This window comes from Halorhodospira sp. 9622 (assembly GCF_022228025.1).
Taxonomy (GTDB): domain Bacteria; phylum Pseudomonadota; class Gammaproteobacteria; order Nitrococcales; family Halorhodospiraceae; genus Halorhodospira; species Halorhodospira halophila_A.
On record NZ_JAJNRE010000115.1, the window covers coordinates 1 to 389 of the forward strand.

Annotated in this window: 1 protein-coding gene; it reads right to left on the reverse strand. The window is 68.6% G+C overall.

The window, feature by feature from the left end:
- Window positions 1-57 precede the first annotated feature (57 nt).
- A partial coding sequence (locus LRG07_RS13840) for a response regulator (RefSeq protein ID WP_238642790.1) occupies window positions 58-389 on the reverse strand: 332 nt, incomplete at its 5' end.

Sequence of the window (389 nt, forward strand, 5' to 3'; positions counted from 1 at the left end):
GTAGCCGCGCATGCGCCGCGATCTCCGGAGGCCGCCGCGTTCAGAAAATCTCCACGCTCATCGAGAGCAGGGCGGTGAGCGCCCGGTCGCCCGGTCTTCGGCGAGGCCTGCGATCCGCCGGACCAGGCCGGCCAGCTCCTGCCTTGTGACCGGTTTGTTGAGGTAGGCATCGAGGGTGATGCCACGGGCCATGCGCTCCGCGTCTTCGCGGGCATAGGCGGTGCACAGGGCGATGGTCGCTGGGGGCAGCCCCCGCTGCTGTTCGTCAGCGCGAACGGCCTGCGCCACCTCGGTGCCGTCGAGATCCGGCATGTGCAGGTCGAGCAGCAGTAGATCGAATGTTTCTTGGTCCCAGGCCTTGAGGGCGGCGTTACCGCTCGGGGCTGTCG